A 12,942-nucleotide genomic window follows, 5' to 3' on the forward strand; every position below is an offset into this window, starting at 1 on the left:
ATACGGTGTCGGTGAAATCGGGCGGCGATAGGTTGTCACCATGCAGTGCTACGGCGTGACCGCCAACGATGCGGATTCGTGGACCGCGATCGCCAACGGCTTCGTTCCGATGGACTACCGCTACGGCGATCCCGAACGGTGGTATTCGGGCCTGACGGTGCAGGAATCGGCCTCCTACCGGTTGTTGCGCTGGGAACAGCGTGGCACGAGCACCTCCTACCGCACCCGGACGAACATCCGCCGTGGTCCGTGCGACGACTTCTATTGGGTGGTCATCCCCGAGCGGGGCGTGTACTCGGTGCGCTATCGCGGCGAGGAGACGCGCGCGCAGCCCGATCAGGCGGCGGTGACCGCCCTCGACGACCTGTGCCAGATCCATATCCCGCTGTTGTCGGCCTACGCGATCCAGCTGCCCCGGGCCGAACTCGACCATCGCGCCGGACCGCTCGCCGAGCGCGGCATGACGATCGATCTGAATTCCGGACTCGGCCGGATCACCCAGGCGATGATCCGCAGCACGCACGCCGAGCAATCGAATCTGTCGGATCGCGAGTTCAACGCGGTCTGCGACCGGATCGCCGAGTTGCTGAGCCTGATGTCGCTGGGCGACACCGAGCCGCAGCGTACCCACCACGCCCACGTCGTCGCGCAGATCCGGCAGTTCGTGCGCGCCAACGTCGGCCGGGGCGACGTGCGGCTGCCCGCGGTGGCGCACGCGCTGGGCTGGTCGCCTCGGCAACTGCGCTCGGTACTGCAGCAGGCCGGCACCACCTACCGCGACGTGCGCCGGGAGGAGGCGCTGCGGGCCGCGCGCGCTCTGCTCGAGGATCCGGCGCGGGAGGACGATCCCATCCGTGAGCTGGCGGTCCGGGCCGGATTCACCCCGGCCTGGTTCTCCGCGGCGTTCAAGGCGCGCTTCGGCGAGACGCCGCGGGAGTTCCGGCGGCGCAGATCAGCGGAGCGCGCCGAGCCGGGCGAGGCGCGGGAGCCCGTGCCGTCGCCCTGAACGGGTGTCCCGAAACTAGTTGGGCAGCACAGTGATCGAGAGATCATGCAGCCGGGACGAGTCGGCGATCACGCGGTATCCCGCCACCCGGTCGTCGCGCACCGTCACGATGAGCGCCAGGCGCAGTCGGCCGTGCGGCGCGACCACGATGCCCGGCTGACCGTCCACCAGCGCGAGCGCCGCCATCTGCGCCCGCCGCCGCAACAGCACGGTTTCCCCGGCCACCGAGGACGCGCCGCGCACGATCGTGGCCATGCCGGCGGGAAGCGCGGCGGCGTCGGCCGTGCGGACCACATCCGGCGCGAGCACCGCCAGGAGCCCATCGAGGTCGCCACTGCGCGCCGCGCCGAGAAAGGCGTCGACGACATGCCGCTGCGCGGTGAGTGCCGGTGCGGCCGCGGCATCGACACCCCGCACGCGGTGCCGGGCCCGGCTGGCCAGTTTCTTGGTGGTCGGTGTCGTGCGGCCGACGATCGGCCCGATCTCGTCGAACGGCACCGCGAACAGGTCGTGCAGGACGAACGCCACCCGCTCGTCGGGGCCGAGCCGGTCCAGCACCACCAGCAGCGCCCGGCCGACCGACTCGATCAGGACCGCCTCCTGCTCCGGTTCGTTCTCCTCGGCGCCGTCCTCCAGCCCGGATGGGTGGCCGAGCGGTTCCTCGCGCCGCGCCGACCTGGCGCGCAGCATGTCCAGGCAGATGCGGGACACGACGGTGGTGAGCCAGCCCGGCAGGTTGCGTACGTCTTCGGCATCGTGGCGGGCCAGCCGCAGCCAGGTCTCCTGCACCGCGTCGTCGGCCTCGCTAGGCGAGCCGAGCATGCGGTAGGCGACCGCGCGCAGGTGGCCGCGCTGCGCCTCGAATTCTCGCGCCAAGCCGTCGTCGGTGGGCATCGGTCACCTTTCCGCTCCGGGGTCCGTCATCGGGATGACGGATTCGACAGCTCACAGGTGACCGGCATCCGGACCGGGTGCGGCACCTGACGAAAGGGTATTGCCATGGACATCGCCTACGTCGTCACCACGGTGCTGGCGGCCGCGGCCGCGTTGCTCGCGGCGGGCATCGATGTGGTCCGCGCCGAGTGGGTGCGGACGAATATGCGCGCCTACGGGGTTCCGGAGTCGTGGCTGACGCCGCTGGCCGTCGTCAAGGCGCTCGGCGGGACCGCGCTGCTTGCCGGTCTGGCGTTTCCGCCGATCGGCGTGGCGGCGGCGGCCGGGTTGGTGCTCTACTTCGTCGGCGCGGTGCTGACCGTCGTCCGGGCGCGTTTCTATACGCACATCGGATACCCGCTGCCATATCTTCTGCTGGCCGCCGCTTCACTCGGGCTGTTCGTCGCGTCGTGAACGCGCATCGACGGGCGCTATGAACGTTGCCGTCGCACACCGGCGCGGGGCAGTCCCGCCATCGCGCCGGTGCACGCGAGCCGGCGGACCGCCCTTACCCGGCAAGGATGAACTTGGCCGCCTGCTCGCCGATGAACACCGCCGGTGCGTGCGTGTGCCCGCGGATGATGAGCGGCATCACCGAGGCGTCGGCCACCCGAAGTCCCTGCACGCCACGCACTTCCAGCCGCGGCGTGACGACGCTGGCGGCGTCGGTGCCCATGCGGCAGGTGCCGACGGGGTGGTAGAGCGTGTGCGCGTAAGAGTTGAGCGTCAGTTCGAGTACGGCTTCGGGTTCCGCGGGCGCCTGCGGCGGATAGATCAGCGGGCCGAGCACCGCCTTCATCGAGGGTTCCGCGGCGATGGCGGCGCACACGCGCAGTCCGGCCATGATGGCGGCGCGGTCGGCGCCCGCGCTGTCGGACAGGTAGCGCGGATCGATCACGGGTTTGGCGGCCGGGTCGGCGCCGGACAGGGCGATCCGTCCCCGGCTCTGCGGGCGCAGCAGCACCGTCGCCAGGATGACGCCGTGTTCGGTCGGGTCCTGCAGTCCTTCGTAGTAGAACGGCGCGGGCGCGAAGACCAGCTCCAGATCGGGGAACTCCAGATCGGCCCGGCTGCGGATGAAGCCGTACGCCTCGCCGACGTTCGAGGTGAGCATGCCGCGATGGCGGATCAGGTAGGCCAGCAGCTGGCGCGGCTTCTCGGCGCCGAACAACGAATCGCCCGCGACGCTGTAGCCGAGCCCGGCGACCAGATGGTCCTGCAGATTCGCGCCCACCTCCGGCGCGTGGTGGCGGACCTCGATGCCGTGGCGGGTCAGGTCGTCCCTGTCGCCGATGCCGGAGAGCATCAGCAGTTGCGGGCTGTTGATCGCGCCGCCGCACAGCACGACCTCGCGCCGCGCGGTCACCGTGTGGGTGGCGCCGCCGCGGCGGTACTCCACGCCGACGGCGCGCGTGCCGTCGAACAGCACTCGGGTGGCCAGCGCGTCGCTGCGCACGGTGAGGTTCGGCCGGCGCAGGGCGGGCCGCAGGTAGGCGTCCGCGGTGCTCCAGCGGCGGCCGCCGCGCTGGGTGACCATGGTCTCGCTGAACCCGTCCGGCTGCGGACGGTTCGGCGGCTCCACCTGGTAGCCCGCCTCCTGGACCGCGGCCAGGTAGGCGGCGGTGAGGCCGCGCGGGCTGCGCTGGCGGGAGACGTGCAGCGGACCTTCGGTGCCCTCGTCGGGATACTGGGCGTTCTCCACGCGTTCGATGCGCCGGAACTGCTCGACGGCCGCGGCGAAGCCCCACTCCGCACCCGCCAGCAGCGCCCACTCGTCGTAGTCCGCGCGGAACCCGCGCACCCACATCATGGCGTTCATCGAGGACGAGCCGCCGAACATCTTGCCGCGCGGCCAGTAGATCTCGCGGTTCTTCAGTTCCGGCTGCGGCTGCGTGAGGTAGTCCCAATCCACTTCGGAGCGGAACAGTTTCGCGAAGCCGGCGGGGATGTGCGCGAACTTGTTCTTGTCCGGCGGGCCCGCTTCCAGCAACGCCACCGTGGTGCCCGGATCGGCGCTGAGCCGATTGGCCACCACCGCGCCCGCCGATCCCGAGCCGACGACGACGTAGTCCGCGGAAAGCTCACCAGGTTGCACTTTTCCCACTCCGATCTGCACCGACTACGGCAAAGATACGAGCAAGCACGCGCCGTGCGGTCCGGTTTCGGGTAACCGGCCCGAAGTCGTCCGGCGTTGTCCGCGCTACCGCAGGATCAGCAGCGCCGAGGCCTCGATACGGTCGGCGATCTCGGAGTACGACCCGTAACCCATGCCCGCGCGCACCAGTGCGCCCGCGTAGAGCAATTCCAGCGACTCGACCACGTCCGGGTCCGGATCCGGACCGAGCGCGCGGATGATGCGTTTACGGATCTCGGCGCCGATGCGTCCGCGCAGATGCTCCACATCGGGGTCGCGGCCGAGCAACGCGCTGGTGACCGCGCCGGAGAGCTCCTGCTCGTCGGCCACCAGCATCGCGATGTTGCGCAGTTCGGCGACCACCCGGACGGTCGGGTCCTGGTCCTCGCTGACCGGCGACGGCGAGGCGACCAGCCGCCGCCAGAAGATCTCCGCGACCAGATGCTCCTTCGACGAGAAGTAGGTGTACGCCGTGGCCGTGCCGACGCCGGCGGCCGCGGCGACCATCCGGATGGTCATGCCCGCGAACCCTTCCCGCGCGAGCACTTCCACCGCCGCGCGGGTCAGCTTGTCGACGGTGTCGGCCTGCTTGCCGGAGAGCCTGCGGCGGGTCGCCTCGAGAATGACGGAATCGGGTTCGGACATGTGTCTGGATCCTACTAGGCGGACTGGAACGGTTCAGTTCTTGGCCGCCGCGATACCGGCCCGGCGCCCGTAGAAACTGCCGTCGCCCAGCGACGCGCCGCTGACGTACCCGCCCGCGCACAGGCCGGAGGTGCACCGGCCCGCCGCGAACAGCCCCGGAATCGGCTCCCCGGACACGTGCAGCACCCGGGAGTCGAGGTCGGTGCGCAGTCCGCCCAAGGTGAAACCCGCCGTGAAGCCGCGCATGTCGAACGCTGCCACCGGTCCGCGCAACGGGCGCACCCATTCCGGCTTCTTGCCCAGCAACGGGTCCTCGCCGTTGGCGGCGTGCAGGTTGTAGCACTCCACGGTGGCCTGCAGCGCCTGGCCGGGCAGGCCCATCTCGGCTTCCAGTTCGGCGATGGTCTCCGCCGCCCACGTGGGCGGCTGACGGAAGAACGGCGTCGAGGTCTCGGTCGTGAGCGCCTCCTCGTAGGACGCCTCGTCGATCACCAGGTACGCCTGGTTGTCCTGCTGGATCAGCGTCGCCTGCCCGATCCGGCCGGGGTAGGTGTCCTCGGTGACGTAGCGCTGGCCGCGCCCGTTGACCAGGATGCCGCGGGCCAGCAGCTGCGGGTCGCCGAAGAACGCCACCTCGGTCGCGTCCATGTGCGCCAGTTCCGCGCCGAGCGCCTGGGCCAGCCGGATGCCGATGCCGTCGTGTTCCTCGATCGCCGCGGCGGGCCTGCCGATCAGCCGCGGTGCGTAGCCTTCGATCATCTCCTTGTGATAGGCGAAGCTGCCGGTGGCCAGCACGACGCCGCGTTCGGCGCGGATGGCGACCGGTTTGCCGTACCGGCGGGCGAGCACGCCGACCACTCGATCGTCGTCGTCGACGATCAGCCGCGCGATCCGCATGTCGTACTCCGCGCGCACGCCCAGCGCTTGCGCGGTGTCGGCCAGCGGCTTCATCAGCATGTAGCCGCCGCCCTTCTCGCCGGTGCGCTTGTCGGCCATCTGCGGGACATGCCCGCGCGGAGCGGGTTTCGCGATCGCGTTGAACGGCGCGGCGTTCTCACCGCCGGAGTACATCAGTCCCTCGTCGTGCGGCGGCTCCCACCCCGGCTCGCCCCAGAACGCCTCGCGGAACGGCACGCCGCACGACACCAGCCAGGTGAAGTGCTCGACACTGCCGCGGCAGTAGTCGGCGATCTTCGCCTTGTCCACGCCGGGGCCGAGCGCGGCGAGCAGGAAGGTCTCCATGTTCTCGGGCGTGTCCTCGAAGCCGAGGGCCTGTTGCAGCGGTGTGCCGCCGCCCAGGTAGATGAAGCCGCCCGCCAGGGCGGCGGCGCCACCCCAGCCGCCGGTGCGCTCCAGGACCAGCACGTCCGCACCGGCGCGGGCGGCCTCGATGGCGGCGCAGATCCCGGCGATGCCGTATCCGGCGACGACGACGTCGGCCCGGTGATCCCAGGTCTCGACCCGGCTCGCGCGCAGGGGACGAATGGTGGTGGCGTCGGACATGGTCAACGAATCCTTCACTGCTCGGCGGACGCGGATTGCGCGCGGGCGGCCTTCTTCTGCTGTGCCACGATCGTGCCCACCAGGATGTCGAGTTTGGTGCCGTTCGGCCAACCCACGTAGTGACACAGGAACACCGCGATCTCGTGCAACTGGTCTTCGGTGAGTTCGCCGTTGCGCAGCGCGGCCCCGATCTGGATGCCCGCGGTGTCGATCGCGCCTTGTGCGGCCAGTGCGCCGAGCAGCAGCAGTCTGCGGTCGCGGATGGTGAGCCCGGGCCGCGACCAGATGTCGGCGAAGAGGTGGTCGGCGGTGACGGCGAAGTGGGCGCCCGGGTACTCCTGGAATTCCGTGCCGTAGACCTCGGCCATCCTGGCCAGACCGCGCTGCCGCACGGTATCACCGGATCCGTTGTCGCTCATGAGGGTTGCCTTTCCGCTGCGAAGGTGCCCGTTCCGACGCCGAGGCCGGGGCCGAGCCGGTCGAGGGCGAGTGCGGCCAGCGGCAGCGCGGTGCCCAGCCGCTCACCCAGTTCCAGGGCGAGACTCAGATCCTTCTCCCCGAGGTCGCGCACGTGCCGCAGGATCGGCAGCCAGAAGTCGCCGTCCTGGATCGGGGCGGTGGTGTCGCGCAGCATGATGGCGCCCGGCCCACCGGTGACCGCGTCGGAGTGCCGCACCACCTTGCCGAGCGCGGTGAGGTCGAGACCGGCCGCCTCGGCCAGCCGTTGCGCCTCGGCGGCCGCGGTGAAGGAGACGAAGTGCAGCAGGTTGCGCGCCAATTTCATGCGCGTGCCCGCGCCGATCGGCCCGGCGTGCACGATCAGATCGGCGAAGCAGCCGAAGGGTTCGCGCACCTGCTCGAACGCCGCCGCGCTGCCGCCGACCATGACCGCGAGCGCGCCGCGGGTCGCGCCGGGCGCGCCGCCGCTGATCGGCGCGTCCACCAGTTCGACGCCGCGCTCGCCGCAGACCGCCGCGAGTTCTTCGGCGGTGCGGTCGCTGATCGTGGAGTGCACGGCGACCACGGTGCCCGGCGCGGCGGTCCGCAACACGCCTTCCGGGCCCGTGATCACGTCGCGGACCTGGGCGTCGTTCACGACGGTGATCGAGATGATCGCCGCCTGCCTGGCCAGTTCGGCGGCGGAGGCGACCGCGTCGGCGCCGGCCGCGAGGAACGGCTCGACCGCTTCCGGCCGCATGTCGCACACCGCGAGCCCGCCCGGCCAGTCCAGCAGGCGCTTGGCCATCGGCGCGCCCATGTTGCCGAGGCCGAGGAATCCGATGCGAGCGCTCATGACCGCACGATCTGTCCGCCGTCGACGTTGAAGATCTGCCCGGTGACCCAGCTCGCCTCGTCCGACAGCAGGTACAGGCAGGCGCCGACCAGGTCCTGCGGCGTGCCCATCCGCTTGAGCGGCAGACGCTTGACGATGTCGTCGACGATCACCTCCGGGGTGACGGCCTTGGTGGCGTCGGTGTCGATCGGACCCGGCGCGATCGCGTTGACGCGGATGTTCGACCCGCCGAGCTCGAAGGCCAGTTGCTGGGTCAGCCCGTTGACGCCCACTTTCGCCAGGCCGTAGAAGCTGGAATACAGCCATGCGGCAGTGGAGGATTGGTTGACGATCGATCCGCTACCCCGCTTGGACATGTGCGGCCAGACGGCGCGGGTCATGATCAGCGCGCCGTCCATGTTCACGCTCATGAACTTCTTGTAGTAGTCCCACGGCACGGTCAGCAGCAGGTTCAGCTTCATCTCGCCGTAGATGGCGGCGTTGTTCACCAAGTGGTCGATGCCGCCGAACTCGGCGACGGCGAGATCGGCCAGCGCCGTGGCGGATTCGGGATCGGCCACGTCGACCTGACCGAATACCGCCGTGCCGCCGTCGGCGACGATCTTCTCGACCACCGCCGCCCCGCTCTCGGCGTTCTTGTCGGCGACGACGACGTTCGCGCCTTCGGCGGCCAGCGCCTGCGCGTAGGCGGCGCCGATGCCCTGGGCGGCGCCGGTGACGATGGCGGATCTTCCCGTGAAACGGGCCATGGAGTTCAGCTCCTCTGTGTTGTCCCGCGGCGGTCAGGCCGCGGTGGCGATGACTTTGGTCTCGAGGTACTCCTCGAAACCGGCGATGCCCATCTCACGGCCGAGGCCGGATTGCTTGTATCCGCCGAACGGAACGTCGGCGGAGTACCAGATGCCGCCGTTCACGCTCAGCGTCCCGGTGCGCACGCCTTCGGTGACGCGCCGGATGCGTTCGGGGTCCGTTCCCCACACCGAACCGGAGAGGCCATAGGGGGAGTCGTTGGCGATGCGGACCGCGTCCTCGTCGCCGTCGTGCGGAATGATCACCAGCACCGGGCCGAAGATCTCCTCGCGGGCGACGGTCGAGCTGTTGGGGACGTCCGCGATCAACGTCGGTTCGACGAAGAATCCGCGCTCGCGCTCCGGCCGCCCGCCGCCGACGACGATGCGCCCGCCCTCGGCGCGCGCGATGTCGATGTAGCGTTCCACTCTGGCGCGCTGGCGTTCGGAGATCAGCGGCCCGCACACCGTGCGCGGGTCGGCCGGATCGCCCGGCCGGATCCCGCCGAGTGTGGCCGCGGCCGCTTGCACCGCTTGGTCGTAGGCGGCGCGGGGAACCAGCAGCCGGGTGGACAGCGCGCATCCCTGCCCGGCGTGCACGCACACCGAGAACGCCGCCACCGAGCAGGCCGCCGCGATGTCGGCGTCGTCGAGCACGATGAACGCCGACTTGCCGCCGAGTTCGAGGAACGCCTTTTTCAGCGTCGTGGCGGCGCCGGTCATGACGGCGCGGCCGGTGGCCGTCGACCCGGTGAAACTGATCATGTCGACGCGCGGGTCCGCGGTGAGCCGGGCGCCGAGCGCGTGGTCCGCGGAGGTCACGATGTTCACCACGCCCGCCGGGATGTCGGTCTCCTCGGCGATGACGGCGCCGACCGCCGCCGCGCACCAGGGAGTGTCGGGGGCGGGTTTGAGCACGACGGTGTTCCCCGCGGCCAGCGCGGGTCCCAGCTTCGCGAAGTTGATCTGGTGCGGGAAGTTCCACGGCGTGATCGCCCCGACCACGCCGATCGGTTCCCGGCGCAGGACTCGGCGGGTCTTGATGCCCATCGGCTCGGCGACGCCCAGATCCGTTTCCCAGTCGTAGGTTCCGGCGAGCCCGGCCGCATAGGCGAGGTCGGCGACCGGGCCTTCCAGCTGTGGGCCGCCGGTGAGCATTCGCGGCGCGCCGACCTCGGCGATCGTGATCTCGCGCAGGTCCTCGACGTGGGATTGCAGCGCGGTACGCAATTGCTCGAGGCAGCGGGCGCGGAAGGCGTGATCGCGCGACCAGTCGGTCTCGTCGAACGCGGTGCGCGCGGCCTCGACGGCCGCGTCGAGATCGGCCGCGTTCGCGTCCGCGGCGAGGCCGAGGACCTCCTCGGTCGCGGGGTTCACCGTCGCGAAGACACCGTCGGCGCCCTCGACCAGCTTGCCGCCGATCAGCAGGCGGGACCCGTCGGCGGGCAGGAGGCTGCTCATGGATTACTCCGATACTGTCTGGACACGTGTACGGAATATAGTCCGGGGCGATGATCGGTTGCAATAACAGGTTCTAACTCTGCCATTCTCGCCGACGTCGGCGCCCGGAGTGGCATGGCGGTCGGATGCTTGCGATGTGGCGGCATCGAATCGGCGAAACAGGGTGAGCGAATGATTGTCGGAGGCGATGGGGCGGTGGTAGTGTCCGGACACATGTCCAGCTATCTGTCTTCACGCGCAGGCCGCAGTCATGGCGTCCGGCGGAACGTGTTCTCGATTTCCTCTGGTTTCGCCCGGCCGGCCTGTACCGTGGAGAGCCGATAATGCCCAGATTCACACCCCATCCGGAGCGCAGGCCCGCGCTGGTCTCCGGCGCCTCCTCCGGGATCGGCGCGGCCACCGCCGTGGCCTTGGCCGAACTCGGCCACCCGGTCGCGCTCGGCGCGCGCCGCGTCGAGCAGTGCGCCGAACTGGCGGACAAGATCCGCGCCGATGGCGGCGAGGCGTTCGCGCACCGCCTGGACGTCACCGAACCGGATTCGGTCGAGGAATTCGTGCGCGCGGCCGAAGAAGCGCTCGGCCCCACCGAGATCCTGGTCTCCAGCGCGGGCGACATCGAATTCGGGCAGGCGCACGCGATGGATCCGGAACGGTTCGTGCGCCAGGTGCAAGTCCATCTCGTGGGTGCGCAGCGCCTCGTGCACCGGGTGCTGCCCGGCATGCTGCGCAGGCAACGCGGCGACATCGTGCTGATCAGCTCGGACTGCGCGCCCGAACCGCGGCCGCGCACGGGCGCCTACAGCGCCGCCAAGGCGGGGTTGGAAGCGATGGCCGCGCAGATGCGCATGGAACTAGAAGGCAGCGGCGTCCGCCTGTCGCTGGTCCGCCCCGGCCCGACCCTGACCGGTATGGGCATGAACTCCACGCCCGAGGTCGTCGGCCCGGTCCTGGAGGACTGGAAGGCCTGGGGATTCGCCAGGCACCCGTACATGCTGCGGGCGAGCGACCTCGCCGCGGCGGTGGTGGCGGTGGTGGCCACGCCGCGGGGTTCACATCTGGTGCTGGTGGAGGTGCAACCCGAGGCGCCGATCCGTCCCCTCGCCGACGGGGCGGGATCGAACGAACAGTAGGGAGCGACGATGCGAGTGCGGGCCGATCTGGATCTGTGTCAAGGGCATGCCGTATGCCAGGACGAGGCGCCCGAGGCGTTCCACGTCCCCAAGCGCGGCAAAGTGGAGATTCTCGACGCGGCCGCCGACCCCGCCGCGCAGACCGAGGTCCAGCGCGCCGTCCGCTACTGCCCGACTCAGGCGTTGTCGATCGTCGCCGACGAGTGAGCCGACGAGTGAACCGGAATTCCGCACCGGCGGCACGGTAGGCAGGGCGGGCCGGGGCGAATACGATGAATCCAAAACCGGAACGTGTTCTAATTCAGTCGCACGGCCCGGCCCGGTACCTGCGGGGATGCCCGACGTCATGGAGAAGATCCGATGAGCACAGCACACACCGAGAAGGCGGCGGGCACGCTGCCCGCCAGGATCACCGCAGAGCTGATCACCCGGCTGACCGGTGCGGTCGCCGCCGACGGCAGCGCGGCGCCGTTCGAGATGCTCGAGGTCTACACCGGCGCTCCGGTCGGTGCGCTTCCGCAATCGACACCGCAGGATGTCCTGGACGCGTGCGCCGCCGCCCGGACGGCGCAGGCCGAGTGGGCCGCGCTGCCGCTTCGGCAACGGCTGCGGGTGTTCGAGCGGCTGCACGAGCTGATCCTCGGCGAAGTGGAGACCATCGCCGACCTCATCCAGATCGGGTGCGGCAAAACCCGCCGGATGGCCGTCGAGGAATCCTGCGACGTGCCCATGGTGATCAGCCACTACCTCAAGACCGCGCGCCGGGTGCTGCGGCCGAAACGGCGCGGCGGGCCGATGCCGCTGCTGACCACGTCGACCGAACAGCACCGGCCCAAAGGGCTCGTCGCCGTGATCGCCCCGTGGAACTTCCCCTTCGCCATCGCCCTGTCCGACGCCATGCCCGCGCTGATGGCGGGCAACGGCGTCGTGCTGAAGCCCGACAACAAGACCGCGCTGTGCGTGCTCTTCGGCGTCGAGTTGCTGCACCGGGCCGGGCTGCCCCGCGGGCTGGTCCAGGTGGTGTGCGGTGAGGGACCCGATATCGGCCCGACCCTGATCGACAATGTCGATTTCGTCATGTTCACCGGCTCGACCGCCACCGGCCGGATCGTCGGCGCGCAGGCCGGGCGCAACCTCATCGGGTGCAGCCTGGAGCTGGGCGGCAAGAATCCGATGATCGTGCTCGCCGACGCGAACCTGGACGAGGTGATTCCCGGCGCGGTGTTCGCGGCGTTCGCCAACTCGGGGCAGGCGTGCATGCACATCGAGCGGATCTATGTGCACCGCTCCATCCACGACGAATTCCTGCGCCGGTTGGTCGCCGCGGCGGCGGAGCTGAACGGAAAGATCGGCGGCAGCTACGATTACGTCCCCGAATTCGGATCCCTCGTCTCCCCGCAGCAGCTGGAACGGGTCGCCGCCCATGTCGAGGACGCGCGGTCCAAGGGAGCCACCGTGCACGTGGGCGGGCAAGCGCGTCCCGATGTCGGTCCGGCGTTCTACGAGGCCACCGTGCTCACCGGCGTGACCCCGGAGATGACCCACGCGACGCTGGAGACCTTCGGCCCGGTAGTCACCGTCTACCCGTTCGACGACGAGCAGGAGGCGGTGCGCCTGGCCAACGCCACCGATTACGGCTTGAACGCCAGCGTGTGGACCCGCGACCTGGCGCACGGCGAGCGTGTCGCCGCGCAGTTGCAGGCGGGCAACATCAACATCAACGACGGTTTCGTCGCAACCTACGCCGCCAAGGGCACGCCCTCCGGTGGCGTGAAGCAGTCCGGCGTCGGCACCCGGCACGGCGACCAGGGCCTGCTGAAGTACACCGACACGGTGAACGTCGGCGTGCTCAAGAAGCAGGTACTCGCCGCACGGGCGGGCCAGCCCTACGACAAGCAGCTGAAGATGACCTTGCTGTCGCTGCGGCTGATGCGCCGCACCAGGTTGCGCTGAGCCCGGTTCCCGCCGCCGACCGACGACGGTCACTGGCCCGGCCGATCCGGTAGCGTGGCCGCCGGGGTGGGTCCACGGAATCGAGAACGGATACC

General features: G+C 70.2%; 13 protein-coding genes. 5 read left to right on the forward strand and 8 right to left on the reverse strand.

Annotated features, from left to right (window positions below; all coding sequences use genetic code 11):
* Window positions 1-55 precede the first annotated feature (55 nt).
* The gene (locus ABZ552_RS28580; protein ID WP_281873371.1) at window positions 56-1,006 is read left to right on the forward strand and encodes an AraC family transcriptional regulator; all 951 of its coding nucleotides are present in this window, start codon (window positions 56-58) and stop codon (window positions 1,004-1,006) included.
* A gap of 15 nt (window positions 1,007-1,021) precedes the next feature.
* Here the strand turns inward: ABZ552_RS28580 and ABZ552_RS28585 are convergent, their stop codons facing one another.
* A complete protein-coding gene (locus ABZ552_RS28585) occupies window positions 1,022-1,900 on the reverse strand; it encodes a sigma-70 family RNA polymerase sigma factor (RefSeq protein ID WP_281873370.1) in 879 nt (292 codons plus the stop codon).
* A gap of 105 nt (window positions 1,901-2,005) precedes the next feature.
* Here ABZ552_RS28585 and ABZ552_RS28590 point away from each other — a divergent pair, with 105 nt between their 5' ends.
* The gene (locus tag ABZ552_RS28590) at window positions 2,006-2,353 is read left to right on the forward strand and encodes a DoxX family protein (protein WP_281873369.1); all 348 of its coding nucleotides are present in this window, start codon (window positions 2,006-2,008) and stop codon (window positions 2,351-2,353) included.
* A 94-nt stretch (window positions 2,354-2,447) separates the two neighbouring features.
* Here the strand turns inward: ABZ552_RS28590 and ABZ552_RS28595 are convergent, their stop codons facing one another.
* The 7 genes from ABZ552_RS28595 to ABZ552_RS28625 form a co-directional block, all read right to left on the reverse strand.
* Window positions 2,448-4,034 (reverse strand): GMC family oxidoreductase N-terminal domain-containing protein, encoded by a 1,587-nt coding sequence (locus ABZ552_RS28595; RefSeq protein WP_281873368.1) that lies wholly within the window; start codon window positions 4,032-4,034, stop codon window positions 2,448-2,450.
* Between the two features lie 105 nt (window positions 4,035-4,139).
* Window positions 4,140-4,718, reverse strand: coding sequence for a TetR family transcriptional regulator (locus tag ABZ552_RS28600; protein ID WP_357441016.1), 579 nt, complete (start codon window positions 4,716-4,718; stop codon window positions 4,140-4,142).
* A 33-nt stretch (window positions 4,719-4,751) separates the two neighbouring features.
* Entirely contained in the window at window positions 4,752-6,221 is a 1,470-nt protein-coding gene (locus ABZ552_RS28605; RefSeq protein WP_281873367.1) for an FAD-dependent oxidoreductase, read from the reverse strand.
* Between the two features lie 14 nt (window positions 6,222-6,235).
* Window positions 6,236-6,640 (reverse strand): carboxymuconolactone decarboxylase family protein, encoded by a 405-nt coding sequence (locus ABZ552_RS28610; RefSeq protein ID WP_281873366.1) that lies wholly within the window; start codon window positions 6,638-6,640, stop codon window positions 6,236-6,238.
* Complete coding sequence (locus tag ABZ552_RS28615) at window positions 6,637-7,515, reverse strand: NAD(P)-dependent oxidoreductase (protein WP_281873365.1); 879 nt, start codon at window positions 7,513-7,515, stop codon at window positions 6,637-6,639. Before ABZ552_RS28615 ends, ABZ552_RS28610 begins: the two co-directional genes overlap by 4 nt.
* Window positions 7,512-8,264 carry an SDR family oxidoreductase gene (locus ABZ552_RS28620; protein ID WP_281873364.1) on the reverse strand — a complete coding sequence of 251 codons (753 nt, stop codon included), beginning with the start codon at window positions 8,262-8,264 and terminating at the stop codon, window positions 7,512-7,514. Before ABZ552_RS28620 ends, ABZ552_RS28615 begins: the two co-directional genes overlap by 4 nt.
* 33 nt (window positions 8,265-8,297) lie before the next feature.
* On the reverse strand, window positions 8,298-9,764 hold the full coding sequence (locus tag ABZ552_RS28625) for an aldehyde dehydrogenase (protein ID WP_281873363.1): 1,467 nt from the start codon (window positions 9,762-9,764) through the stop codon (window positions 8,298-8,300).
* 323 nt (window positions 9,765-10,087) lie between these two features.
* On the opposite strand from ABZ552_RS28625, the gene ABZ552_RS28630 reads away from it, so the two are divergent.
* The 3 genes from ABZ552_RS28630 (at window position 10,088) to ABZ552_RS28640 (ending at window position 12,847) form a co-directional block, all read left to right on the forward strand.
* Window positions 10,088-10,894: an SDR family oxidoreductase gene (locus tag ABZ552_RS28630; protein ID WP_281873362.1), complete on the forward strand. Its 807-nt coding sequence runs from the start codon at window positions 10,088-10,090 to the stop codon at window positions 10,892-10,894.
* 9 nt (window positions 10,895-10,903) lie between these two features.
* Window positions 10,904-11,101, forward strand: a complete 198-nt coding sequence (locus ABZ552_RS28635) for a ferredoxin (RefSeq protein ID WP_281873361.1) — start codon at window positions 10,904-10,906, stop codon at window positions 11,099-11,101.
* A 153-nt stretch (window positions 11,102-11,254) separates the two neighbouring features.
* Complete coding sequence (locus tag ABZ552_RS28640; protein ID WP_281873360.1) at window positions 11,255-12,847, forward strand: succinic semialdehyde dehydrogenase; 1,593 nt, start codon at window positions 11,255-11,257, stop codon at window positions 12,845-12,847.
* The last annotated feature ends 95 nt before the right edge of the window (window positions 12,848-12,942 follow it).

Origin of the sequence: Nocardia sp. NPDC019219 (assembly GCF_040632645.1) — a bacterium.
Classification (GTDB): Bacteria; Actinomycetota; Actinomycetes; order Mycobacteriales; family Mycobacteriaceae; genus Nocardia; species Nocardia sputorum.